The 23,230-nt window shown below is 52.9% G+C and carries 24 protein-coding genes and 2 pseudogenes; 12 read left to right on the top strand and 14 right to left on the bottom strand.

Annotated elements, in window-relative coordinates; translation table 11 throughout:
• Positions 1 to 9 precede the first annotated feature (9 nt).
• A complete protein-coding gene (locus N2K86_RS10050) occupies positions 10 to 1,185 on the bottom strand; it encodes an efflux RND transporter periplasmic adaptor subunit (RefSeq protein ID WP_260661374.1) in 1,176 nt (391 codons plus the stop codon).
• A gap of 336 nt (positions 1,186 to 1,521) precedes the next feature.
• Here N2K86_RS10050 and N2K86_RS10045 point away from each other — a divergent pair, with 336 nt between their 5' ends.
• Both N2K86_RS10045 and N2K86_RS10040 read left to right on the top strand, forming a co-directional pair.
• Positions 1,522 to 1,875 carry a helix-turn-helix domain-containing protein gene (locus tag N2K86_RS10045; protein ID WP_260661373.1) on the top strand — a complete coding sequence of 118 codons (354 nt, stop codon included), beginning with the start codon at positions 1,522 to 1,524 and terminating at the stop codon, positions 1,873 to 1,875.
• Between the two features lie 70 nt (positions 1,876 to 1,945).
• Entirely contained in the window at positions 1,946 to 2,260 is a 315-nt protein-coding gene (locus tag N2K86_RS10040; RefSeq protein WP_260661372.1) for a YebG family protein, read from the top strand.
• A gap of 83 nt (positions 2,261 to 2,343) precedes the next feature.
• On the opposite strand, the gene gcvA is transcribed toward N2K86_RS10040, so the two are convergent.
• On the bottom strand, positions 2,344 to 3,243 hold the full coding sequence (gene gcvA / locus N2K86_RS10035; RefSeq protein WP_260661662.1) for a transcriptional regulator GcvA: 900 nt from the start codon (positions 3,241 to 3,243) through the stop codon (positions 2,344 to 2,346).
• A gap of 118 nt (positions 3,244 to 3,361) precedes the next feature.
• On the opposite strand from gcvA, the gene N2K86_RS10030 reads away from it, so the two are divergent.
• Both N2K86_RS10030 and N2K86_RS10025 read left to right on the top strand, forming a co-directional pair.
• Positions 3,362 to 3,688 (top strand): gamma-glutamylcyclotransferase family protein, encoded by a 327-nt coding sequence (locus N2K86_RS10030; RefSeq protein WP_260661371.1) that lies wholly within the window; start codon positions 3,362 to 3,364, stop codon positions 3,686 to 3,688.
• A gap of 118 nt (positions 3,689 to 3,806) precedes the next feature.
• On the top strand, positions 3,807 to 4,466 hold the full coding sequence (locus N2K86_RS10025) for a DsbA family protein (RefSeq protein ID WP_260661370.1): 660 nt from the start codon (positions 3,807 to 3,809) through the stop codon (positions 4,464 to 4,466).
• Between the two features lie 157 nt (positions 4,467 to 4,623).
• Here the strand turns inward: N2K86_RS10025 and N2K86_RS10020 are convergent, their stop codons facing one another.
• From N2K86_RS10020 to N2K86_RS10000, 5 genes are all read right to left on the bottom strand, one after another.
• Positions 4,624 to 4,971, bottom strand: a complete 348-nt coding sequence (locus N2K86_RS10020; protein WP_260661369.1) for a DUF6404 family protein — start codon at positions 4,969 to 4,971, stop codon at positions 4,624 to 4,626.
• 274 nt (positions 4,972 to 5,245) lie between these two features.
• Positions 5,246 to 5,677: a hypothetical protein gene (locus N2K86_RS10015; protein ID WP_260661368.1), complete on the bottom strand. Its 432-nt coding sequence runs from the start codon at positions 5,675 to 5,677 to the stop codon at positions 5,246 to 5,248.
• A 202-nt stretch (positions 5,678 to 5,879) separates the two neighbouring features.
• Positions 5,880 to 6,404 (bottom strand): phosphoribosyltransferase, encoded by a 525-nt coding sequence (locus tag N2K86_RS10010; RefSeq protein ID WP_260661366.1) that lies wholly within the window; start codon positions 6,402 to 6,404, stop codon positions 5,880 to 5,882.
• A gap of 14 nt (positions 6,405 to 6,418) precedes the next feature.
• Positions 6,419 to 6,532, bottom strand: coding sequence for a hypothetical protein (locus N2K86_RS10005; RefSeq protein WP_313771646.1), 114 nt, complete (start codon positions 6,530 to 6,532; stop codon positions 6,419 to 6,421).
• 74 nt (positions 6,533 to 6,606) lie between these two features.
• Positions 6,607 to 6,972, bottom strand: a complete 366-nt coding sequence (locus tag N2K86_RS10000) for a hypothetical protein (RefSeq protein ID WP_260661365.1) — start codon at positions 6,970 to 6,972, stop codon at positions 6,607 to 6,609.
• 149 nt (positions 6,973 to 7,121) lie between these two features.
• Between N2K86_RS10000 and N2K86_RS09995 the strand changes: the two genes are divergently transcribed.
• Positions 7,122 to 7,886 carry a DeoR/GlpR family DNA-binding transcription regulator gene (locus N2K86_RS09995; protein ID WP_260661364.1) on the top strand — a complete coding sequence of 255 codons (765 nt, stop codon included), beginning with the start codon at positions 7,122 to 7,124 and terminating at the stop codon, positions 7,884 to 7,886.
• A 52-nt stretch (positions 7,887 to 7,938) separates the two neighbouring features.
• Here N2K86_RS09995 and N2K86_RS09990 read toward each other — a convergent pair whose 3' ends face one another.
• Both N2K86_RS09990 and N2K86_RS09985 read right to left on the bottom strand, forming a co-directional pair.
• Entirely contained in the window at positions 7,939 to 8,739 is an 801-nt protein-coding gene (locus N2K86_RS09990; protein ID WP_260661363.1) for a Cof-type HAD-IIB family hydrolase, read from the bottom strand.
• A 303-nt stretch (positions 8,740 to 9,042) separates the two neighbouring features.
• A complete protein-coding gene (locus N2K86_RS09985) occupies positions 9,043 to 9,498 on the bottom strand; it encodes a hypothetical protein (protein ID WP_260661362.1) in 456 nt (151 codons plus the stop codon).
• Positions 9,499 to 9,925: 427 nt separating this feature from the next.
• Here N2K86_RS09985 and N2K86_RS09980 point away from each other — a divergent pair, with 427 nt between their 5' ends.
• From N2K86_RS09980 to osmV, 6 genes are all read left to right on the top strand, one after another.
• Positions 9,926 to 10,549, top strand: a complete 624-nt coding sequence (locus N2K86_RS09980) for a glutathione S-transferase family protein (RefSeq protein ID WP_260661361.1) — start codon at positions 9,926 to 9,928, stop codon at positions 10,547 to 10,549.
• A 159-nt stretch (positions 10,550 to 10,708) separates the two neighbouring features.
• The gene (locus tag N2K86_RS09975) at positions 10,709 to 11,446 is read left to right on the top strand and encodes a YoaK family protein (protein WP_260661661.1); all 738 of its coding nucleotides are present in this window, start codon (positions 10,709 to 10,711) and stop codon (positions 11,444 to 11,446) included.
• Positions 11,447 to 11,721: 275 nt separating this feature from the next.
• On the top strand, positions 11,722 to 12,432 hold the full coding sequence (gene osmY, locus N2K86_RS09970; RefSeq protein ID WP_260661360.1) for an osmoprotectant ABC transporter permease OsmY: 711 nt from the start codon (positions 11,722 to 11,724) through the stop codon (positions 12,430 to 12,432).
• Positions 12,433 to 12,450: 18 nt separating this feature from the next.
• Entirely contained in the window at positions 12,451 to 13,350 is a 900-nt protein-coding gene (gene osmX / locus N2K86_RS09965) for an osmoprotectant ABC transporter substrate-binding protein OsmX (RefSeq protein ID WP_407065279.1), read from the top strand.
• A gap of 8 nt (positions 13,351 to 13,358) precedes the next feature.
• Positions 13,359 to 14,006 (top strand): osmoprotectant ABC transporter permease OsmW, encoded by a 648-nt coding sequence (gene osmW / locus N2K86_RS09960; protein WP_023311514.1) that lies wholly within the window; start codon positions 13,359 to 13,361, stop codon positions 14,004 to 14,006.
• Entirely contained in the window at positions 14,006 to 15,151 is a 1,146-nt protein-coding gene (gene osmV, locus N2K86_RS09955; protein WP_260661359.1) for an osmoprotectant ABC transporter ATP-binding protein OsmV, read from the top strand. The genes osmW and osmV overlap by 1 nt, the downstream gene beginning before the upstream one ends.
• A 9-nt stretch (positions 15,152 to 15,160) precedes the next feature.
• Here osmV and N2K86_RS22650 read toward each other — a convergent pair whose 3' ends face one another.
• The 4 genes and pseudogenes from N2K86_RS22650 to N2K86_RS22695 all read right to left on the bottom strand — a co-directional run.
• Positions 15,161 to 15,310 carry an RHS domain-containing protein gene (locus tag N2K86_RS22650; protein WP_407065282.1) on the bottom strand — a complete coding sequence of 50 codons (150 nt, stop codon included), beginning with the start codon at positions 15,308 to 15,310 and terminating at the stop codon, positions 15,161 to 15,163.
• Positions 15,311 to 16,206: 896 nt separating this feature from the next.
• A complete protein-coding gene (locus N2K86_RS09950; protein WP_260661358.1) occupies positions 16,207 to 16,587 on the bottom strand; it encodes a hypothetical protein in 381 nt (126 codons plus the stop codon).
• Positions 16,574 to 17,136 (bottom strand): annotated as a pseudogene (locus tag N2K86_RS22645) (RHS repeat-associated core domain-containing protein); the annotation flags it as partial. The pseudogene N2K86_RS22645 and the gene N2K86_RS09950, both read right to left, overlap by 14 nt.
• Before the next feature lie 69 nt (positions 17,137 to 17,205).
• Positions 17,206 to 17,262: pseudogene (locus N2K86_RS22695) on the bottom strand (RHS domain-containing protein); the annotation flags it as partial.
• A gap of 258 nt (positions 17,263 to 17,520) precedes the next feature.
• On the opposite strand from N2K86_RS22695, the gene N2K86_RS09940 reads away from it, so the two are divergent.
• Entirely contained in the window at positions 17,521 to 17,739 is a 219-nt protein-coding gene (locus N2K86_RS09940) for a hypothetical protein (protein ID WP_260661357.1), read from the top strand.
• Positions 17,740 to 18,360: 621 nt separating this feature from the next.
• Here the strand turns inward: N2K86_RS09940 and N2K86_RS09935 are convergent.
• Positions 18,361 to 23,133, bottom strand: a complete 4,773-nt coding sequence (locus tag N2K86_RS09935; protein ID WP_260661356.1) for an RHS repeat-associated core domain-containing protein — start codon at positions 23,131 to 23,133, stop codon at positions 18,361 to 18,363.
• Between the last annotated feature and the right edge of the window lie 97 nt (positions 23,134 to 23,230).

Raw genomic sequence — 23,230 nt, 5'->3', positions numbered from 1 at the left:
GGTAAGGGATCAGTTGAGGGCGGCGCTGGCGGTCATGGCAACGGTTTTCGCGTTAACCGGCATTCCCGGCACAAACACTTTTTGTAAACCGTCGACGATCACTTTATCGCCAGGGTTCAACCCCTGCCGCACGATGCGTAGACCGTCTGCCAGACGTCCCGGCGTGATATCGCGACGCTGTGCTTTGCCCTCTTTATCAACCACGTAAACATACTTGCGATCCTGATCGGTCAGCACCGCTTTGTCGTCGATCAGCGTGGCTTTGAATTCCGCGCTGCCCGGCAGGCGTACGCGGGCAAAAAGGCCCGGCGTGAACTGACGCTGCGCGTTATCCATCAACGCGCGCATGCGGATGGTGCCGGTACTCGGCGTTAGCTGATTATCCAGAAAATCCACTTTGCCCTGATGGGGATAGCCCTCCTCGCCCGTCAGGCCAATCTCAACCGGCAGCGCCGTGTGATTGCTCGACGCTCCCTGCCCGCTGCGGGCCAGGTTTTGATAATGAAGGTAGGTTGACTCATCCACGTCAAAGTAGACGTAAACCGTCTTCTGCGACACCAGCGTGGTGAGTACGCTGGCGCTGTCGCCCGCGGTGACAAGATTACCGCTGGTGATCAACGCGCGGCTGGCGCGGCCATCGATAGGCGCGGTCACTTTGGTGAAATCCAGGTTGAGCTGGGCTGCGTCAACCGCAGCCTGCGCGGCGCGGATGTCGGCCTGCGCCTGAACGGCAGCCGAGCGACGCTGCTCCCACTCTTCCCGTGAGACCAGATGGGTATTGATCAACTTATCGGTACGGTTAGCCTCACTTTGCGCCAGGCTGGCCTGCGTTTTGGCCCTCGCCAGGTTCGCCTGCGCCTGCTCCAGCGCCGCACGATAGGTTCGGTCATCAATGGTGAACAGCACCTCACCCTTCTTCACTTCCTGGCCGTCGGTGTAATTCACTTTATCAATGTAGCCGGAAACGCGCGGCCGTAGCTGAACGCTCTCCACCGCTTCGATCCGGCCGTTAAAGCTATCCCACTGGCTAATCGATTTCACCACCACGTTAGCGGCGCTGACTGCGGGCGCTTGTGGCGCAGCGTTTTGCGCGACGCTGTTATCGCATCCGACGAGCAGCACGGAGGCGAACATCACCCCCAGCGCGCTCAGATGAAAGTTACCCCAGGTTTTTTGCAGGCTCATTATTTTTATTCCGATAATTGTCGCCACCGGGCAAGACGCAGCAGGAGGCACCGCGCCACTTCCTTTGTCCGGGGGCTGTCTTAGGCCATTTGTGTCGTTCATCGCCACAAAACTGTAACAGTTGCGAATACACTATTCGCGGCGATTGTAGGAAGGCGCTTAACTAAGTGCAAGAATAATTGTTGCACTTTATGTGCTATTTGAGCGGATGTGAAAAGACCCGTTTCGGCCAGGGATTTAAATGCAACAATAAAACTTGCAATTACTGCAAAAACGCGCCACCTTTTAATGCAACAGATAAAGATACTTTTTCATCCACTGCGTGGGGGTAACCAGATGAACACTGGCGCATTTATGCATGATTTACTCGACTGGATCGACAACAACCTGGACAGCCGCCTGGATATTGAGACCGTCGCCAGGCGTTCCGGCTACTCGAAATGGCACCTCCAGCGCCTGTTCAAAGAGCATACGGGCTATCCCCTCGCCGGGTATATTCGCGCGCAAAAGCTGCAAAAATCGGTTGAGCGGTTATCCCACAGCGACGAACCCATTCTGAACGTGGCGATCGCGCTGGGCTTTGACTCCCAACAGTCCTTCAACCGCAGCTTTAAGCGTCAGTACGGTCAGGCGCCTGGCGCGTGGCGGCGCAATATGGGTGGCGCGGGAACGCAGCAGCTTCGCCAGTAAAGCATATTTTGCTGCACCATCTATCTGTAGCTGTTATACTGTATATAAACACAGTATAGCGAGGTGCACGATGGCTGTTGAAACAAAATTTGTTGTCGTAAGAAAAGGTGAAGAGAAAATGACATTTGCCAGTAAGAAAGAGGCTGACGCTCACGACAAGCTGCTCGATATGGCCGACGCGTTCACCGACTGGCTGTTGCAAAGCGGAATGCAGATGGATGAAACGCAGGCTGAAAATCTTGGGCTGTATCTCGCCGAGCAGAAAGAGACCGTGCAGCATATTCTGCGTACCAGTAAGCTTCCCGATCTCACTGCTCCCGCTGCAGCGGATAAAACAGAAGATGCGGCTGACACGAAAAAAATCAGGGCTGTGAAAGCGGCCTGATTGCCAGAAAACGTTATTAACGATCCTGTAGCCGTAAGCAGACACCTGCTTGCGGCCTTTCTAGCTGTCTGACGGGTTCCCTGTTAATCTTTCAGCAGGCTTATTTCTTCAAACAGCCATTGTTTTAGCATTCGTATTTTAAAAGAATCCTTCTTATCGAAACGGTAAACTAAATCGTATCCCCGCTCTGCTTTAAGTTTGTATTGCGGAAACGGAACAACAAGCCTTCCGGCAGCGACATCATCTGCAACCAGCACACTCCGTCCAAGCGCCACGCCTTCGCCACGTATAGCGGCTTCTGTCGCCATACTGCCAAGCGTCCATAAGGTCCCCTGATGGCCGCTGAAACTGTTTTCTCCGGCCATTTCAAACCATGCCTCCCAGTTCGCCATCATTCTGTACTCATGAAGGAGCACGCAGTTTGAAAGATCCTTAATTTCTTTCAGACCGTTATGTTCCTTAATAAAGTCAGGGCTACAGACTGGGGTGACTGTTTCACTCAAGATCCGCTCAGAACAGACGTCACGATAATTGCCACGGCCATAACGAATCGCGGCATCCACCTGCTCATCGTTAAGATCCACATTAATGTCAGTCACATCCAGCTGAATATCAAATTCAGGATACCGCTGCCTGAAGCGGCTGAGACGCGGGGCCAACCACTTACTGGCGAATGAAACCGTCGTACTGATACGCAAACTCTTTGCCTGGCTCCTTCCGCGTAAACGCTCAGACTCTCTCATTAAATCACCCAGAAGTCGGGTAACCGCCTGGTGGAATTCAGCCCCCTGCTCCGTCAGGATTATCTGTCGTGTCAGTCTATGAAATAGCTTTATCCCCAGATGCTCTTCGAGCTTCCGGATTTGCCGGCTTATCGCGCCATGCGTAACGTGCAGCTCCGCTGCCGCCAGCGTCATGCTGGAGAGCCGGGCAGTAGCTTCAAAAGCCCGAAGCGTTTGCAAGGGTGGAAGGCGATCGAACATCATACGCGTGATAATAATTCACACATATTGTGAGAACAAATGATTTGTCAGGCCATCGTCCCAAAATCAAAATCGTCATAAACAACCATTTCATTTTCATCATGTTATCGGAGGGATAATGGAGAGTTTATTCGTGTACGGCACGCTCGGTCCTGGTCGACCTAATGCGCATATTCTTGAGAATATCGGGGGGACATGGCAGGAAGGACACGTTGGCGGGTCTCTGTTAAATAAAGGCTGGGGTGCAAAGATGGGGTACCCGGGGATCGAACTGGATGATTCAGGTAATCGTGTTCAGGGTTTTATTTTCACTTCAGCGAATTTGCATCATCACTGGGACGTGCTCGATAAGTTTGAAGGTGCTGAATATGAGCGTGTACCGGTAGATGTAACGACGACTGCCGGTCAAACAATGAATTCGTGGGTGTACCGGCTTAAGCCATGATTCAGGCTTAACGCCCCGCTATTCGCTCATTTTACGCAACACTGCATTTACTGAATGCCCGTTTTTAACGAGATTAGAACGCATTATGATGGCGCTATTCCGTTATGAAGGAGGCAACATGCGTTTTGAGAGACTGCAGTATTTATTTGATCCACTGTGCGGCTGGTGCTATGCCAGCGCGCCGGCGCTGAGTTACCTGGCTCAGCATTACCCAGAAAAACTTGAGCTGATGCCCAGCGGTCTTTTCAGCGATGAGGGGGCCCGGGACATCACCGCGCAATGGGCAGAATACGCCTGGTCCAACGATCGGCGCATCGCTTCACTCACCGGGCAGCCTTTCAGCGAGTGCTATCATCAGCTTTTGCTGACCAGCGCGCGGTTTGATTCGACGTTTATGAATCGTGCCCTGACAATGGTTCGTGACATCACCCCGTCTGCCGAGACAGATCTTCTTCATACGCTACAGCATGCCCGCTATGTCGAGGGGCGAGACACCTCGAGACCTGACGTGGTGGGTGAGATCGTCGCAGCCTGGGCCGGGAAAAACAACCTCGTATTAAAGCATGAACGGGTTCCCCTGGCGCTTGATACCGATAAAGCGTTGCGGCGCATGACGGACGAGAGGATCGCGGATGTGAAGCGTCTTATGGAGCAGCGAGATATCCAAGGGGTGCCTGTGCTGCTGGCGACGGTTAATGGCACAGAGCATATGATTAGTGGACATGATCTTTACGGTGGCGCAGAGAAAATACGCACTACACTATCAACGCTTGCCTGAATAGATTTTCCAGCATGACGCCCTATCACCACGTCACGATCAGAGAATAACTTAACCGCATTAAGGGCGTTTTTTATTTTTACGAACTGACAGGAGATGGGGGTCAGCTTTGTGCCAGGAGAGAGCAATGAGCGATGCTAAGACCTTTGGAAATTACTTACAAATCCTGCCAGTCAGGCAGTTTATTAGCCTTTTTACGCCATCTGTGAAACACTGCCATCATCACGCCAAACAGAATGCCACCCAGGAGACTCCGTAATATTGCCCACGAAGGCTGCATTCCCATATCTTTCCAACTGAAAAACCACATCATCAGGCCCCATACAAGACCATACAGTAGTCCCATCATTAACGTGATGCGCCAGAAAGAAACGAAAGGTAATGGCGGAATTTTTACGCCTAACCGCCATAATCCACGCAACAAAGGTGGAGCATAGTTGCTGCGCCACATTTTTTTACTTTCCATAATGGCAAGCGAACGTTCTTTTTTTCGCTCAAAACTCATCTTTTTCTCCCTGAATGACGCACGTTTTTTTAGCTGAACCTCAATTATGACTGCTTAAGCTAATCTTTAAAAACATCAAGAGTCCACTCTTTAGGTTTACTGCGGGTAAGGTTGCTGTCCGCTCTTCGCTCAGAGCAGACATACCGGCCCCTGGGGACTCGTTCGTTCCAAGAGTAGACTCCGTTACAGATAACCATAGTGGTTGCAAAAGCTAAGATGTTAATAGGGATGCTGAATCAACACGTCTAAATTATTCTTAGTACTACGCATGCTTTTAGAAGGCTGAAGCATTTATCGACATATCAACGTTCCCACCGAATCCAATGCGGTAAGTTTTACTTTCATTTTCCTTTAGAGTTATACCTACTTCTTTTAAACCAGCGACACAAATGCTTGTCTGTTTTGCACTTAAAACATGATCCCCGGGTTGAGCATAAAATGTTACTTTCTCTCCAGTATCCAATTCGGCAATCGCTCTACCATCAAGATAAACAACTATATTACAACCACTTCCAGTGAAACCAGAGTCACGTTTGACTACCAGGGTAGCTTCGCCTGGATTTTTCGTTTGGGAAGACCTTAAAATTATACGTTCCGCAGGAACATTTTTAGCATCTTCATTACTGACAACAGTTGTAGCACAACCACCTAGTAAGGCGATACAGGCTAAAAAAAAGCTTTTCCGACAGATAATTTTGTGGCACATGCTACTTTCCATTAATAATGATTAAACACGATAACCGAATCACCACTGCTTTGGTAGTAATGCTTTTAGTCGGCAGCACAGCCTATTAGCTATTAATCATCTCGGGGTAACTTCTGCACCTCGCTCACAGCGGACATCATACTTCTGGAGCGGTCCGCTCCGCACCATGAGCGGACGTTGCTAGTTTTAACCTGAAAATTGCTCAGTTATCTTTGATCAACTGAGATACGCAGGGAAAATTACGAAACTTGTTCTGCCAGGGCATGCCGTAGCCTATCAGCAGATCGTCATTCTCCATCTCATAAGCGTAATAACAGCGCGCAGGAATGGATATACGGCCGGGTTTAACGAACAGCACGGCAACCGAGACTGACTGTGGGTTATATTTGTCGTTAAGATGTTCAACAAGCCGTTTCATTGTCCCCCCGGATTCAATTGCGTCATCGATAACAATCACATGTCGTCCTTCAATGCCGATATTATTATGGAAGACAATCTCTGACGCGTTATTGCGTTCTCCCGGTGTGTGTGGGCAAGAAATATAATCCATTTCAACATCAAATTTCAGCTTTCTGGTTAAGTCAGCGGTGAAGAATATCCCCCCTGGTGTAACGGTAATAATCACCGCATCACTGAAGTCCGAATTAAGCCTGTCGGCAACAAGATTGACACCTTCCGCGATTGCGGATTCGTTGAGAATAATTTTTCCTGCATGTGGATGGTTCATTTAGTTACTCCCCTTTATTGAATATGTTTTAACACTCTGGCGGGTACCCCACCGGCTATCACCCTGTCAGGGATATCACGGGTCACAACGCTCCCTGCGGCAATAACAACATCATTGCCAATCTTCACTCCCGGAAGAATGACGCAGTCAGCGTTACAGTAAAAATTCTTCAATGAGTCCGTGCGGCATTAATTACTGGAGGTCAGGTCAGTATGTTATCAATAATGTCCAGCATCTCATGACTTTCCGGTAGATTGTCTTTTTTGCCCGTGTGAGCCTGTATTAACCAGTATATTATTAAACTTAATGCGGGACGTAGTCTGTACTGCGGTACCTGCCGGACGCGCATGATGGAACTGGCCAGGTTGTTTGCAACCAGCGGTAGAACGCTTATCAAGCATTCCAGTGAATCATCCAGTAAGCAGGCATAATTATTTTTTAAATCTCCGGATTGTGCCTCTTTGAGATAAAGAACAAGCATTGCTGATAATGCGTTATGTTTATGAGCGTCAAACCACGCTGAACTGAGTTTTTCCAGGTTCACAGCGTCTTGCTCAAGTCTTTTCATACATACTGGCCCACACATTTTTCCCGCTCTCCTGATCAACATGGTCAAAAGATACCTGCCCGGTACATCACACGTGTATTATATTCACAGACCCACTATGCTTTATTGTGTACACTTATGCAATGTTATGTTTATTTTGAGAGTGTAGAATGATTGATTATGACGCCCTGCCTGAACAGAGGCAGGAAGTGATTTACCAGATGCTGCAGCAGACCGGTCGGGTGATTGGCGCTGATATTGCCCGCCAGCTGGGCGTGTCTGAACACACGATACGCAGAGATTTGCAGGCGATGGTTCGCAAGGGGATGTGTAAAAAGGTCTATGGGGGGGCTATCAGCCAGTTCAAACAATCCGCAAGCTTTGAAACGCGGGTTATGCACAGCATTGAGGAAAAGTCAGGGGTGGCAAGGCGTTGTGCGGAATTGATCAGACCCGGAACCTGTATCTTTATAGACGGCGGGTCGACATATCTTGCTATGGTCAGCTTCATTCCTGAGGACTACGATCTCACTATCGTGACAAATTCCCCACAAATAGCAGCAGCACTGAGCGGACGCAAGCAGGGGGAAGTTATTATGCTGGGCGGAAAACTCAATTCACAGACAGGAAGCATTCTGGGGTCAGAGCCGCTTAATCACGTCAGGGAGATGTTGTTTGACCAGATGTTTATCGGCGTCTGCGGATTAGACCTTCAGGCTGGACTGACGGCGGTTTACTATGAGGATGCCTGCTTCAAAAAAGAAGTGATGCGCCAGAGCAATGAGGTTATCGCCGCTGTCATTGCGGACAAAATGCCCCAGGTTGCCCGGTATAAAGTTGCTTTATGTGAGGATCTTGATGTCGTCGTGGCAAGCAGCCAGACGGATACAGGCTCTCTTGCGCATACAAATATACGGCTGGAAATTGCAGGCTGATATGCACCCAATCTCCGGGAAGGCAGGTGTTAAGCCTTCCCTTTCTTTCCCGTCAGGATTGCAGTGCAAGCAGGCGGTTGATGGTTTCCATTACCGCACTGTCATCATTGGTTCCGGTGACAAAACGCGCCGCGTGCTTCACCTCTTCAAAAGCGTTTCGCATGGCAAAGCTATATTCTGCCTGGGCCAGAAGTTCCAGATCGTTGTACCCGTCACCAAAGGCCATTGTTTCTTCCGGACTGACATCCAGTATTTCCTGAAGTTTTTGTACGGTGCTCCCCTTGTGCACGCCATAACCGGCAATATCGATCCATGAGGCTTCAGACACCACGATGTACACATCATCCTCAAACGGGCTCAAGTGCGGGCGAGTTTGCGGGCAGTTTCCCTCCTCATCAAAAACAGTGATTTTGACAAAATCACTGTTGACCCTGTCAAAGTCCACGGTCTCTATCATGCGGGCATAGGAACGTCGGACTTTGTCCTTAAGATGCTGCGGAACATCAGAGCGTACAATCGCGCCTTCAGGGGTACAGGCAATAATGACATGCGTGGAGCTCACTTCCTCAAGCGTGTTAATGATTGCCTTGCCTGTAGCATTATCTATCAGTGATTGAAAGGCAAAATTACCCTTATGTTTGATGCGCGTAGCGCTATCGCCCACTATCCAGATGTCTTGACTTAATTCTCCGAAAAGCTCTTCCACCCGCTCGCATTGCTTGCCGGTACATGCAGCAAAATGCACCCCGTGGGACAACATATTCGCCCACGTTTTGGCAAATAAATCACGGTCATAGTCCCCATGGCTGTTTAAAAATGTGCCATCAAGATCCGTAATAATCAGCTTTATCATGTTCCCTCCCGAATGCCTGGTCATCAATAGTCGTTTTGAACAAATAAATCTGAGCGCTTAGACTTACGTAACTCAAAGTATCACCGCATGATAGATCATGCAAAGTTACGTTTACTTGTGTTCATTGTATTAATGAATTAGCAAGAGATAATGGCCGCTTCTCGCTCCTGGCAAACTCGGCAGGAAAGCGACGGTCGCTGGCTTTTTACCATCGACAACTCCCATGGTACGTCGCTTCTGGATACGGATAACGCATCACGTTAATCAGGTTTCAAAGGGACGCTGCCGCCCCTCCACAGCCTCTTAATGCGCAGTAATGCGCGGCTCCTTCACAAACTCAGCCAGCAGCCACACCATATCGTGCAGCAGGCCCGTCAGCTCTTTCGCTACGTGAGCGGGCAGCGTTCCCCCCATCACCGCCTGTGTCAGCGCCTGAACATAATCCACCTGCGTTAAGGTGTCCTGCCAGCAGTCGGGCACGCAGGAGTTCAGTTTCTCACCCATGATCAACTGTTCAATCAGGTATGGCGGAAGATCGACATCGCAGAGTTCACGCAGCCTGCGCAGGGTCTGAAGGAGACGCTCGCACAGCGCAGTACGGCTCGCGATATCATCGCTTTCGACCAGCACGCTCACCAGTGCGGTACAGTTGTCGGCGACGTCAAACAGATCGGCATCAGCCGGAAGCGGCCGGGAGAGAAGTTGCAGAATGACGCTTTCGTCAGACGGGAGATAAGTCAGGGTTGGGATAGTAGCCATCGTAAGGCATCCTCAGTGTATAAATTGGTTGAACCACCCGATGAGTTCCTACGCTCGAGGGGGTAGCGCTGACAGAGGTAGGAATGCCGCCCACAGAGAAAACGGCCAGCCTTGCGGCTGCTCCGCCAGCGCCACCGCAATTTTAACGAGTTCGGCGCTGCCGCGACATAAAAATATCGCTCTGTAGATGCGGGTTCCTACGCCCGATTGCGGATGTGCCGCAACGCAGGCACTTTACGACCACGATCGGTTGAAGAAAAGACATAACCCTGAATTTCACGCGGTTACTTTGCGGTTTGCGAGGCGTCTTCCAGAAACGTTCGGTTGAACCGCGCAAGGCACGCCCCACCAAATTTTGCCCCAACCTCTCTGGCACATCTGGTGTATTGTTTTTAAACAATGACATCCTCTAAAGGACACCTGCGCAATGATCACCATCCTCGGTAAAACCACCTCCATCAACGTTCGTAAAGTGCTCTGGACCTGCGAAGAAGCGGGCATCGCTTACCAGCAGGAAGATTACGGCAGCGGTTTTGCCTCAACGGAAACGGATGCCTTTCGCGCCCTGAACCCCAACGCCATGGTGCCGGTGCTGATGGATGGCGATTTCGTGCTGTGGGAATCCAATGCCATCTGCCGTTATCTGGCGCGCAAGGCCGAATGTAACGATCTGCTGCCCGCAGAACCGCAGGCCTGCGCCAATGTTGAGCGCTGGATGGACTGGCAGGCGACCGAATTCAACAACGCCTGGCGCTATGTCTTCCCGGCGCTGGGGCGTAAAAACCCGGACTTTAACGACCCGGCGCGTATTGCGGCGGGAATAAAGGAGTGGAACCACTGCATCACCATTCTGGAAAACCAGCTACAGCGCACCGGGGCCTTTGCGGCGGGCGAGACGTTTACCCTCGCGGACGTGGTGCTTGGGCTGTCGGTGAATCGCTGGAAAATGACGCCGTTTGATAAGCCCGACGTGCCTGCGATTGAGGCCTGGTTTGAACGCCTTAATCAGCGCCCGGCATTTTTGCGTCACGGAAATAACGGCATGGTGTAAATGTTAGTGTCTGAATGAATACCCGCGGCGAGACTGTTTATTTAATTACTAAACCCTGAAGACCTTAAAAGGGAATAATAATTAAGCCATATCCTGGACAGCCCGTTGCACCGCTTTGCTAGCCTGACTATTCAGGCAAAGCTCAACCCGGAGGTATTCTTGCTGATTAGACTCAAGAAAGAACGAACGCATAAGGAGGATCGTCGGCTTGCTCTCTGGCTGGCGACCTCGGCAGGTTTGCTGAACGCCATCGCCCTCGGGGCATTTGGCTTTTTCCCCTCACACATGACCGGCAACACCTCACAATTATCCAGCGAAGTCTCTTCTACCGACCTGAGCGATATTATTTTCTTCGGCTCGATTATTCTCTCCTTTGTGGCAGGCGCCATTATTGCGCGCACGATCGTAATATGGGGCATTATCCATAACGTCAGGCTGGTTTTTTGCCAGATCCTGTTTGTCGAGGGGATATTGCTGACCGGCGTTTCCTTCTATGAGATGTATTTTCATGCCCTCACCAGCAACCGGGAAATTATTCTTTTTCTGTGCGGCCTGATGGGTATTCATAATTCCACTTCCACGCAGCTGTCCAGCGGACGGGTGAGATCGACGCACATTACCGGCACGCTCACGGACGCGGGGATATCCCTGGCCTCCGTACTGGTGGCAATGCTCCGCAGGGATTACTCCAAAGATACGGCGGCACAAAAAAGCCAGCTGAAAACCCACCTGACCACCCTGTTTTCGTTCATTACGGGCGGTATCGCGGGGCTGCTGCTGTTCAGGTGGATAGGCTTTAACGCCATGCTGGCGCTGGGGTTGATGCTCGCGGTTATCGCCCTTTTTTCCATCATCAGCATCTCGGTGCGTGTTCGCCGTGTTCGAGCCTCTCTCTGAAGACACGACCGATACTCGGCGTAAAGGCTATTTATTCGTGACAATGTCACTTCCTGAAATTCGTTTTAGGACAATTCTGCCCGAGCCACATTCAGCCCTTACGCCATAAGGGCTGTCTCAAGGTTTCACCAGCTTTCATAGGGTTACAGATTTTACCCCTTCGCTGGAACCCTTCCCAAACCCTTGCTATAGGTCATCTACCCCTGCCGAAACATGGCATAACAACAGGCAACCGGTGGTTGCTATAACGCATGCGCACAGGGAGACACACCGCAATGCACCCATTACTCAAACGTTCGCTGCTGTTTGTCGGCGCAATTATCCTGGTCCTCGCCCTCCTCACCTGGGGTATTGGGCTGGAGACGATCAAGGCCCGACAGGTTGACCTGATTTATCTTGGCCAACAGCACCTGATTCTGGTGTTCTCATCCATGTTCTTTGCCCTACTGGTGGGTATTCCAAGTGGGATCCTCCTGAGCCGCCCTGCGGCGCGGGGTATCGCCGAATATGTCATGCAAATCTTTAACGTGGGCAACACCCTGCCGCCGCTGGCCGTTCTGGCGCTGGCAATGGTGGTCATTGGTATTGGCGATACTCCTGCCATTATCGCCCTTTTCCTCGCCTCGCTGCTGCCGATCGTGCGCAATACCTACGCCGGTCTGTGCTCCGTTCCGGCGTCGTTACTGGAAGCGGCAAACGGTATAGGGATGACAAAATGGCAGCGTCTGCGCCAGGTTGAAATTCCTAACGCCTGGCCGGTGATGCTCTCCGGCATTCGCATTGCCACCGCCATCAACGTCGGGACCGCGCCGCTAGCGTTCCTGATTGGTGCCAGCAGCTACGGTGAGCTGATTTTCCCCGGTATTTATCTGAACGACTTCCCGACGCTGATCCTCGGCGCGGCGGCCACCGCCCTGTTCGCCCTGATCCTCGATACCCTGCTGGCGGCGCTGGGTCGCGCGATGAGTCCCCATCTCGCTCGATAACAATAACAAGGAGCTTTTATGAGACTGTTTTCCGGCCTGACGGCGCTGTGTGCCGCGGCGCTGTTCACCGGCCAGGCGATGGCGGCCCCGCTGATTCTGGCGACCAAGAGCTTTACCGAGCAGCACATTCTTTCGGCAATGACCGTGCAGTACCTGCAAAAGAAAGGTTTTCAGGTCCAGCCGCAAACCAACATTGCCACGGTGATCTCCCGCAACGCGATGATCAACAAACAGATTGATATGACCTGGGAGTACACCGGCACGTCGCTGATCATCTTTAACCACATCAACAAGCGCATGTCGCCGCAGGAGTCCTACGAAACGGTAAAACGCCTGGACGCGAAGCACGGCCTGGTCTGGCTCAAGCCTGCCGACATGAACAATACCTATGCCTTTGCCATGCAGCGCAAGCGCGCCGAGGCGGAACACATCAACACCATGTCAGAGATGGTCGCGAAAATTGAGCAGATCCGTAAAACCGATCCGGATAACAACTGGCTACTGGGGCTGGACCTCGAATTTGCCGGACGCAGCGACGGCATGAAGCCGCTGCAGGCGGCCTACAACATGGAGCTGGATCGCCCACAGATTCGCCAGATGGACCCGGGCCTGGTTTATAACGCTGTACGCGACGGGTTTGTCGATGCCGGACTGATCTACACCACCGATGGGCGAGTAAAAGGCTTCGACCTCAAGGTGCTGGAAGACGATAAAGGCTTCTTCCCGAGCTATGCGGTGACGCCGGTGGTGCGTAAAGACACGCTGGAAGCCAACCCCGGCCTGGAAGAGGCGCTCAACACCCTCTCTGCCCAGCTCAACAACGACGTTATCACCGAATTGAATAAGAAGGTGGATATCGACCATCAGTCACCGCAGCAGGTCGCCCGAGATTTCCTGCGTAGCAAACAGCTGCTGTAGGAGGCGCTATGGAGACGATTCACTACATTCTGGACAACTGGGATTACCTCTTAACCCTGACGCTGCAGCACCTGTGGCTGGTGGCGCTGGCCGTGGGCTTAGCCATCATCATCGGCGTACCGCTGGGCATTCTGATTGTCCGCCACAGGTGGCTGGCAACGCCGGTGCTGGGAATTGCCACCATCGTGTTGACCATTCCGTCCATCGCCCTGTTTGGCCTGATGATCCCGCTGTTTTCGCTGATCGGTCAGGGTATCGGTGCCCTGCCCGCGATCACGGCGGTGTTTCTCTACTCGCTGCTGCCGATTGTGCGCAACACCCACACGGCGCTCGACAGCCTGCCGCCTGGCCTGCGTGAAGCCGGACGCGGCATCGGCATGACCTTCTGGCAGCGGCTGCGCTGGGTCGAGATCCCGATGGCGCTGCCGGTGATTTTCGGCGGGATCCGCACCGCCGTGGTGATGAATATCGGCGTAATGGCGATTGCCGCGGTAATTGGCGCGGGCGGTCTGGGCCTGCTGCTGCTCAACGGTATCGGCGGAAGTGATATTCGCATGTTGATTGCGGGCGCGCTGATGATTTGTCTTTTAGCGATTGTGCTCGACTGGCTGCTGCACCGTCTGCAGGTGGTTCTGACTCCAAAGGGGATTCGATAATGATAAAACTGGAAAACCTCACCAAACAATTTTCACAGAAGCACGGCCAGACCTTTAAGGCCGTCGACAACGTTAACCTGAACGTGCCCGAAGGGGAAATGTGTGTTCTGCTCGGCCCGTCCGGCTGCGGGAAAACCACTACCCTGAAGATGATTAACCGCCTTATTACGCCAAGCAGCGGGAATATCCTGATCAACGGCGAAGACACCAGCGGGATGGACACCGTCACCCTGCGCCACAACATCGGCTACGTGATCCAGCAGATTGGCCTGTTTCCGAATATGACCATCGAAGAGAACATCACCGTCGTGCCGCGCATGCTGGGCTGGGATAAAGCGCGCTGTAAAACCCGCGCCGAAGAGCTGATGGATATGGTGGCGATGGATCCGCATAAGTTCCTCAACCGCTACCCGCGCGAGATGTCCGGTGGCCAGCAGCAGCGTATCGGCGTGATCCGCGCCCTGGCGGCGGATCCTCCGGTACTGCTGATGGATGAACCCTTCGGCGCGGTGGACCCGATTAACCGCGAGGTGATCCAGAACCAGTTCCTGGAGATGCAGCGTAAGCTGAAAAAAACCGTCATGCTGGTCAGCCACGACATCGACGAAGCCCTGAAGCTTGGCGACCGTATTGCGGTGTTCCGTCAGGGGAAAATCGTGCAGTGTGCCAGCCCGGATGAACTGCTGGCGAAACCGGCGAATGAGTTTGTCGGCTCGTTTGTCGGCCAGGACCGCACGCTGAAGCGCCTGCTGCTGGTATCGGCAGGAGACGTGACCGACCAGCAGCCGACCATTACGGTGCGGGGCTCTACTCCGCTTCCCGAAGCCTTTGCGACCATGGATGATAATGACATTCGCGCGATTACCGTGGTCGATGAGCACGGCAAACCGCTGGGCTTTGTGAAGCGTCGCGAAGCGCGTAACGCCAGCGGTAACTGCGCCGACATCCTGCATCCGTTCCGCATGACCGGCAAAGCGGAAGACAACCTGCGCGTGGTGCTCTCACGTCTGTATGAGAGTAATACCAGCTGGATGCCGATTGTGGATGAGGACGGTCGCTACAACGGCGAGATTTCGCAGGACTATATTGCAGAGTACCTGAGTTCAGGGCGTACGCGTCGGGCGCTGAATATTCATAGCGATTAAATCAGTATTTTAATGGATTAAATGTAATGGTGGGGATGCATGATGCACCTGACCGTAGCTGCGCAGCATGGCTGACCACACGACGCGGCCCCGGACGTCGCACAGCTTAAGCGGCGTGCCGGGGTGGTCGCAGACGTAATGGTACACGCCGGGGTTCATTTCCCGCCCGCAGAGCATGAGCAGCGGGCGGTGCGGGTAAGTATATCCTCCTTCAGAATACGGCGCCCCAGGGCATCGTACTGATAACGATAATGCACGGTCTCCTGACCCCCGTACCCGGCAGCGGTAGGCGGTCAGGCGGTGCTCCGTGTCCCATTCGTAGCGCTGCTCTTCCTCACCGGTCACCTCAAGAATGCGGTTGCCGTAGCCGTCGTACTCATAGCGGGTGTCCCCGACTTGCGTCAGGCGATTGCCGGGGGCGACCGTCATAATTCCATAACCGCGGTCATCCACCATCGCCAGCGCTAATCAGCCTGCCGACACTGAATTCTTTGCCATCAGCCCGCAAGTAATAAGAAAACACTCGTGGAATGTAGCTAATGTGAAACAAGAACGAACTGATAACCAGGTGATAGCTACCGCAGGCTGTGGAAATAATCCCTGCATATGTTGATACTATTAGACAGGCGCGATCAGTAAAAGACGCTCACGAAAATTCAGAATTGTGCCTGATATATATCAGGCAGCCTGTTACATGTCGCTTTAATTTACTGAGAGGACATAAATGAAATTATAACTTAAATGTGAATAGATATTCTTTCAGAAGTTACTTTTATAAAATTCCAACTGAATGCTCAAGCATGTACCTTATGGGCAACTCACTGCCAGACATGGGATTTGCGACCTGAACGGCCGTGAGTGTTAAGATTTCGAAGGAGGTATTGTGTTGATGGTGGACGGTGACGAGGCGCAGGAACTACGCATGCTGTTTTATCAGGTGAAACAGATGGTTAAGGGGATGCGTGACGGTGTATTTAGTGTGCTGAACGATAGCAGCCAAATAAAAAATAAGCCGGAATTATTTAAGTTCTATCCCGGCTTTTTATTCTGCTTTACTATAATGGATACTCATCATCTCCCGATGAATTTATAAATTCATCCAAGTTTACATGAAGACTGTTTAACCTAGTTTGCAACTCATTAAGTGATGCAATAATTTCATATTTCCCAACATAATCATATGATGGATCGTATTCATTATCTATGTCTGAGGCTAAAAATGATGATATTCTCAGTTTAAATTTAGCTTCATTTTTCCTACATTCATTTGCATAAGGTGAATGCCCTATCATAGCATATACATCTGCTCTAAATGGATAAGATGGTTTTAGTTCATCGATTAATGAAATTTCAACCCATGTTCTATACCCAGGCATTAACGGACTAATTTCTTTGAGCAAAAGCTTTCCGCTTAATAATGTATTAAGATTGTTCACTATTATATCTCCATGGATAGAATATATGTATGACACTGCCATCATGTTGATGAACTTGTAAATGTGGTAAGTCACCATCAGGATTTCCCGACCCATGACCTGACACTCTATATGGCGGTTTTGTTATAGAAGGGTCTTTTATATTATCCCAATGATATGAGCCTGCTTTTATTTTATTTCCAGTAAGATACTCCATTAAATTCTTAGTACTTTGACCTGACTCACCTGTCATATTTTTATAGTTATGGCCTAAATATCTATCCATAAACAATTGTTCAGCGTCATTTCTAGACCTAACAGTAACTTTTGTTTCACCGCTATCTAATAAACGATTCGCTTTTTGATTACTAACAGAACATGGAGTTAATCCTAACGGATCTATCCATGTTAATGGATTCTTAACGTAAGCGTAGAGATTTATCCCCCCGCCAACCCCACCGGATCCGGACTCAGGTACCGCCCCACTCCCGGATCGTAATACCGGTGCCTGTTGTAGTATAACCCGCTTTCCGCGTCATGGTACTGCCCCTGAAAGCGCAGCGGCTGATTTATCCCTGCCTTATCAGCATGAAGCACCTGACCATAACTGCGCAGCATGGCTGACCATACGACGCGGCCCCGGACATCGCGCAGCTCAAGCGGCGTGCCAAGGTGGTCGCAGACGTAATGGTACATCCCGGGGTTCGTTTCCCGTCCGCAGAGCATGAGCAGCGGGCGAAAGTCATCTTCATCCTCATACAGCCACACCCGGCAGGATGCATCGTGGAGTGCCTCCTGCAGCTGCGGGTTATCCGGCAGCCTGCCGGGCCAGAAGCGTCCGGCATCACACTCGCAGAGCAGGCGCTCGCCCTGCCAGAAAAAACGGCGGGCGGTGCGGGTAAGTAAATCCTCCTTCAGAATACGGCGCCCCAGGGCATCGTACTGATAACGATAATGCACGGTCTCCTGACCCCGTACCCGGCAGCGGTAGCCGGTCAGGCGGTGCTCCGTGTCCCATTCGTAGTGCTGCTCTTCCTCACCGGTCACCTCAAGAATGCGGTTGCCGTAGCCGTCGTATTCGTAACGGGTGTCCCCGGCGTGCGTCAGGCGATTGCCGGGGGCGACCGTCAGGGGCCTGTCGGTGCGGTTGTCCCTTCAGGGATGTACGAGTGAGAACAGGGCAATTAAATAGAAATGATAAGTAGTGGCTTTACAAGTTTATGAATTAAGATGGCGTTAATTTTAATCCAAATTTTTCATTGCCAATGAAAATTCCGTTATTTAATATTACGCGAGGACATTATTGGATTAAAAATATAGTTAAGAAATTAACCATGAAATATTTAGTGGGCTGAATCATGTCAAATAATAAAAAACCGGGAAGGCCAGACAGTCTCCCCGGCTTTTATTATTCATGCAAAATATAAATGAATTTGTTCCTCATCTATATAGAAGACATATTTCAGTTCATTATAACAAGCAGGTGATATCAAAAAAACTCTTACATCATTTATAGTGCGGGACTCATTTAAAAAAGAAATCAAATCGTCCTTTTTTGAAATAAAAACACGACCTTTAAATATCTTGCGCTTCCCTTTCCTAATAATGAAATTATGTGCAATATAATAATCACTAGAAAAAAATCATTATATAATTCATTTAGACTATCAAATGAGTGTTTCATTGTTCCTGTCTCTATGATATTTAACATTTTCAAAAAAACAAGCTCCTCTTCCTCGCCCGAAGGAAGGTTCTGTTTCACAAGGGAATTAAACAAATATTCATTTTTCATAATTAATTAGGGATGGCATAAAATATATGACCATCCGTTCCGTTATTGTACCATTTAATATGAGGTAAATCGCCAAATCCACTTTCCAGCCCCATATGCTGTTCATATCCTTTAGGATATTTAGGAACGCCATCAGGACGAGCGCTTTGTGTATGTGCTTTATAACGATTCATATTACCTTGCGCTTCTTGTAAGAAAGTTTTGGCGTCGGTGCTGGATTGAGTTTTTACCTGAAATTTCTCGCCTCTTGATAAAGCAGCCTGCATGTCCTTAATAGCATGATTCCACGCTTTAGAACCACGAACTAGCGGATTCATTTCCGACGCTTTACTGGAAAGTTTACCACTATAAGATGACTTACAGGACAGACCTAACGGATCGATCCAACTGAGCGGATTCGGCGCGTACGCATAAAGATTCAGCCCCCCCGCCAGCCCCACAGGATCCGGACTCAGGTACCGCCCCACTCCGGGATCGTAATACCGGTGCCTGTTGTAGTATAACCCGCTTTCTGCGTCATGATACTGCCCCTGAAAGCGCAGCGGCTGATTTATCCCTGTCGTATCGGCATGAAGCACCTGACCATAACTGCGCAGCATGGCTGACCACACGACGCGGCCCCGGACGTCGCGCAGCTCAAGCGGCGTGCCAAGGTGGTCGCAGACGTAATGGTACACCCCGGGGTTCGTCTCCCGCCCGCAGAGCATGAGCAGCGGGCGAAAGTCATCTTCATCCTCATACAGCCACACCCGGCAGGATGTATCGCGGAGTGCCTCCTGAAGCTGCGGGTTATCCGGCAGCCTGCCGGGCCAGAAGCGTCCGGCATCACACTCGCAGAGCAGGCGCTCGCCCTGCCAGAAAAAGCGGCGGGCGGCGCGGGTAAGTAAATCCTCCTTCAGAATACGGCGCCCCAGGGCATCATACTGATAACGATAATGCACGGTCTCCTGACCCCGTACCCGGCAGCGGTAGCCGGTCAGGCGGTGCTCCGTGTCCCATTCGTAGTGCTGCTCTTCCTCACCGGTCACCTCAAGAATGCGGTTGCCGTAGCCGTCGTATTCGTAACGGGTGTCCCCGGCGTGCGTCAGGCGATTGCCGGGGGCGACCGTCAGGGGGCCGGTCAGGTTACCGGCGGCATCGTGCGTGAAGGATTCCTGCCATGACAGGATTCCGTCCGCCCGGCGCGGCGTGAATGCGGTGGCGGTCAGGCGCCCCCGCTCATCGTGGCTGAAACGCCACTCCCCGGTGGCGGTGTCGGTGATGCGCGAAATCAGGCTCCGGGCGTCCGGGGTGTATTCCCGGGCCCTGTCGGTGCGGTCGTCAGCCATCACGACGGACTGACGTATCAGGCGGTCGCGGGCGTCACGGGCGAAATGCTGGCGGAACGCTCCGCTGTGCCGGGTCCGCTCAGAGCCGTTTCGCCAGTCATGACGGACCAGCATCTGCGCGTCCAGCGAGGTATGCGTAATCAGTCCATGGTGGCGCTGCCATGACACGGTCCGTCCGTCCGGCAGGCGCATGGCGGTCAGCGCGCCGGTGCTGTCCCGCTGGTAGTGGGTGCTTGCCGGCCCCTGATGTTCGGCCGTGAGCAGGCCCCGGCGGTCATACTGCCATGCGATCGGCCAGCCACCGTCGTCAGCTGAAGCCAGCCGCCCGAAACCGTCATAGGCGTAGCGGATTTTTTTCCCGTCAGGCAGCGTTTTCTCCGTCACCCGCCCGGACACATCGCGCGTCAGCCGGGTGACACGCACACGCTCCTCCCTGCCGCTGAGGTCATATTCCCGCAGGGTGATAAGCCTGCCACAGGCATCATATTCCCGGCAAAGGCGGATACCGTCGATGCGGGTTTCCTCTGCCAGAAGACCGCTGCGGGTGTAAAGAAGCTGCCAGCGCTGGCCGTTGCCGTCGACGATCTCTGTCACCTGTCCGGTTCGAAGATCGTACCGGTATGTCTCCCGGGTATTATCCGGGTAAAGGATTTCGCTCAGCAGCGCGGTGCCGGGATGATACGTATAGCGGGTGATGTGTCCTGATTCATCCTGCTCCGTCAGCAGCTGACCGTCACCGTTCCACGCCCATCTGCGCTCGCTACCGTCCTCATGGATAATCCGTTCCGGATTGCCCGCGTCGTCCCAGTGGATCTGTTCGCCGGCGCCGGTCTCAGGATTGCCCTGCCAGACCGGCCGGCACAGCAGGTCGTAACGAAAGGTCATGACTTTCCCGGTGCGGTCTTTCTGGCGTATCACCAGACCCGCGGCGTTAAGCTGACGGGTTTCAACACTCCCGTCCACCCATTCCGTTGCGACCAGCCCTCCCTCTTCCGACCAGCGATAACGTGTGGTGTTTCCTTCGGCGTCGGTTGATGCCAGCAGGCATCCGTCGGCGTCATAGCGCCAGCACTCCCGCTGTTTTTCCAGCCCGTCAGCGCGCCAGGTAACCTGCTCAATACAGCGGCCTGCGCTGTAATAGCGACGAATGCGTTGCCCGTCCGGCAGGTATTCTTCAGTGACCTGTCCGTCGCGGTTATGATGCCAGCGGGTCACCGCGCCCGACGGATCGGTCAGTGAGACAAGGTTGCCCCGCGTATCATGGTCATATCGGGTGGTGGCACCATCCGCACCGGTCTGTTCGAGCAGCCGGGCGGTGTCCGGATCGTGCCGCCAGTGCTCTTCCGCACCGTCTTCATGGCGAACCGTGACGCGCCCGCCAGTCTGCCAGATATACTCCCGGGACAGCCCCGGAAGGCTGCTCCAGTGGCGAATGGCCCGGGCCGTTTTACCCGAACCGGACCACGCCCAGTAAAATTTCGCCCCGCCGGGCAGTTCACGGCAGGTAAAAAGATGGTCGTCCCGGTAGTGGTACCGTTCGGCCTCCTGTCCCGGTGCCCGGGCCAGGCAGAGGCGTCCCTCGTCATCGTGGTCGTAGCGCATCACCGTCACGGCACCACGCGTCATGTCCGGGCGCGTATTTTCAAATACCAGCGCGCTCAGGCGCGGCCCCCTGGCGTGTTGACGGTAACGGAGATGCAGCGCCAGCCCCGCGGTGTTGAACAGTCTGACGGGTAACGGTCCCTCGTACTCGATTTGCCAGCGTCGCCGCTGGCGGGAAAATCCGCTCACGCGTCCCTGCGTGCCGTCCGGCTCCCGGACGACATGCATCAGCCAGCCTTTCAGTGACGGCGCGCTCAGCACAAACGCATCATCTGCTTTATCACACCAGGCCCGGGCACCGGCCAGCGGGTTGCGTGAGGCGGGCGTCGCGCGGTCCGGCAACGGCAGACGCAGGGTGACGTTTTCATGGTCCCGCCACAGGATATGGCTGTCGGTGAAGGTGATGTGATGGTCGAGCGTATGCCGCCAGCCAAACCCGAGCGTTGACGCCTCCTCAACCGCCGTGGTGCGGTACTGCCGGCCAACGCTGAACGGGACGGTATCGGGCAGGGTAAAATCCGTCAGCGCCAGCAGCTCTTCCCCGTTGATCAGGGAAACAGGGCAGCCGTCCGTATCGCAGGCGTCGGTATTTTTTGTCGGATTACCGCCGGGGTCTGTGGCCGGCGAATTTTCCTCACGGGTTTTCAGGCCGATTTCGGTGTGACGGCTCGTCCCCAGATCGGTTTCATGATTAAGGCCCAGCCGGGCATTACTCTGGCGCTGATGGTTAATGGCGCCATGCCTGTCCAGAAAACCGGACATGATGCCGGCCATGTCCGCCATGATTTCCGTCAGCGCGTGCCATAACCTCTGGACAGACTGTCCGGCGCGGGGGCCGTAGCGCGTCAGCATACTGACCACTTTATACGCCAGAAATGCCGGGCCGCCGGGACCGGTAACCAGGGTCAGCAGCGCCCCGAATATCAGGCCGGACAGGATTTCCCCCGCAAATTCGGCCAGGGGGGTGAGCAGGTGTCCCCAGGGATACATGCGCAGGCGCAGCAGGGTGGCGCGGGTGAGCAGATACAGGGCCGCTTCATCGTTAAACAGCGCCATCAGCTGACGGGCGCGTTCTTTGTTGGCCTCAAGGGCCCCTGAAAAATCCGGAAGCGTGAGGCCGGACACCCATTCGCCGGCCTGCGTGAGGGCATCGCCAATGTCTCTCAGATACGGCGCCGGGCTGGAGATGATATTCCAGGCCAGCTTGATGTCGCTCCAGAGGCCGGTCAGCGAGCTGAATAATCCCTCGCTGAAGGCTGCTGACAGACTGGCTGTTACGGCATTCAGCCTCCACTGCGGACGGTATTCATTCCACCGGGCGGCCAGGATGTCGTACTGCTGTCGGGAGAGTTCGTCATAGGCGGAAAGCAGGGCATCGTTGTGCGCTTCCAGCTCCGGATCGACGGCCCGGGCGTAATAGCTTTTTCCGATCGTCAGATCCGTAAACACGGCCCTGCCATTTTCATCCGTTATTTTTACGTCAACCCGTTTGTCAGGGGCAAACGAGGGGTCTTCATACAGCTCAATACTGGCGTCCGGGACAGGCAGGTCGATTATCGACTGGTGCTTAAGGACCACGGTAATGGTGCGGTTTTTCGGGCAGACGATCGCTGCGCTGAGCGCACTGCCGTCATCGTTGTCGACAACGGTTTCGCTGCCGTTCAGGGCGATAACGCGCTCCATCTCCAGCGTGGGGCCATTCAGCATGCCAGAGACATGGCTGGCGCGCGCCCATTCGTGCACGAACTGCCGGTACTCCTGAGTGATGAGTTCATTGTTTTTAAACAGAGAAAGCTCGTTCTCAATGCCCGCGACATAGCTGGCAAGCAGGATTTCTGCGCCCATATATTTCATCCGTGAATTTGTGCTTGATATTGGGATAGCTACCGCAGGCTGTGGATATAAATCCTGCATATATCGATGATATTGAGGGAATATCGTC

It is taken from the genome of Enterobacter mori, from assembly GCF_025244905.1.
GTDB lineage: Bacteria > Pseudomonadota > Gammaproteobacteria > Enterobacterales > Enterobacteriaceae > Enterobacter > Enterobacter mori_A.
This window is presented reverse-complemented; position numbering and strand designations above follow the sequence as displayed.

Excerpts from the sequence above, each read along its gene's own strand:
- N2K86_RS10050 (WP_260661374.1), bottom strand. The coding sequence starts at position 1,185 with ATGAGCCTGCAAAAAACCTGGGGTAACTTTCATCTGAGCGCGCTGGGG.
- N2K86_RS10045 (WP_260661373.1), top strand. The coding sequence starts at position 1,522 with ATGAACACTGGCGCATTTATGCATGATTTACTCGACTGGATCGACAAC.
- N2K86_RS10040 (WP_260661372.1), top strand. The coding sequence starts at position 1,946 with ATGGCTGTTGAAACAAAATTTGTTGTCGTAAGAAAAGGTGAAGAGAAA.
- gcvA (WP_260661662.1), bottom strand. The coding sequence starts at position 3,243 with ATGTTCGATCGCCTTCCACCCTTGCAAACGCTTCGGGCTTTTGAAGCT.
- N2K86_RS10030 (WP_260661371.1), top strand. The coding sequence starts at position 3,362 with ATGGAGAGTTTATTCGTGTACGGCACGCTCGGTCCTGGTCGACCTAAT.
- N2K86_RS10025 (WP_260661370.1), top strand. The coding sequence starts at position 3,807 with ATGCGTTTTGAGAGACTGCAGTATTTATTTGATCCACTGTGCGGCTGG.
- N2K86_RS10020 (WP_260661369.1), bottom strand. The coding sequence starts at position 4,971 with ATGAGTTTTGAGCGAAAAAAAGAACGTTCGCTTGCCATTATGGAAAGT.
- N2K86_RS10015 (WP_260661368.1), bottom strand. The coding sequence starts at position 5,677 with ATGTGCCACAAAATTATCTGTCGGAAAAGCTTTTTTTTAGCCTGTATC.
- N2K86_RS10010 (WP_260661366.1), bottom strand. The coding sequence starts at position 6,404 with ATGAACCATCCACATGCAGGAAAAATTATTCTCAACGAATCCGCAATC.
- N2K86_RS10000 (WP_260661365.1), bottom strand. The coding sequence starts at position 6,972 with ATGAAAAGACTTGAGCAAGACGCTGTGAACCTGGAAAAACTCAGTTCA.
- N2K86_RS09995 (WP_260661364.1), top strand. The coding sequence starts at position 7,122 with ATGATTGATTATGACGCCCTGCCTGAACAGAGGCAGGAAGTGATTTAC.
- N2K86_RS09990 (WP_260661363.1), bottom strand. The coding sequence starts at position 8,739 with ATGATAAAGCTGATTATTACGGATCTTGATGGCACATTTTTAAACAGC.
- N2K86_RS09985 (WP_260661362.1), bottom strand. The coding sequence starts at position 9,498 with ATGGCTACTATCCCAACCCTGACTTATCTCCCGTCTGACGAAAGCGTC.
- N2K86_RS09980 (WP_260661361.1), top strand. The coding sequence starts at position 9,926 with ATGATCACCATCCTCGGTAAAACCACCTCCATCAACGTTCGTAAAGTG.
- osmY (WP_260661360.1), top strand. The coding sequence starts at position 11,722 with ATGCACCCATTACTCAAACGTTCGCTGCTGTTTGTCGGCGCAATTATC.
- osmX (WP_407065279.1), top strand. The coding sequence starts at position 12,451 with ATGAGACTGTTTTCCGGCCTGACGGCGCTGTGTGCCGCGGCGCTGTTC.
- osmW (WP_023311514.1), top strand. The coding sequence starts at position 13,359 with ATGGAGACGATTCACTACATTCTGGACAACTGGGATTACCTCTTAACC.
- osmV (WP_260661359.1), top strand. The coding sequence starts at position 14,006 with ATGATAAAACTGGAAAACCTCACCAAACAATTTTCACAGAAGCACGGC.
- N2K86_RS22650 (WP_407065282.1), bottom strand. The coding sequence starts at position 15,310 with ATGAACCCCGGCGTGTACCATTACGTCTGCGACCACCCCGGCACGCCG.
- N2K86_RS09940 (WP_260661357.1), top strand. The coding sequence starts at position 17,521 with ATGCACGGTCTCCTGACCCCGTACCCGGCAGCGGTAGCCGGTCAGGCG.
- N2K86_RS09935 (WP_260661356.1), bottom strand. The coding sequence starts at position 23,133 with ATGGGCGCAGAAATCCTGCTTGCCAGCTATGTCGCGGGCATTGAGAAC.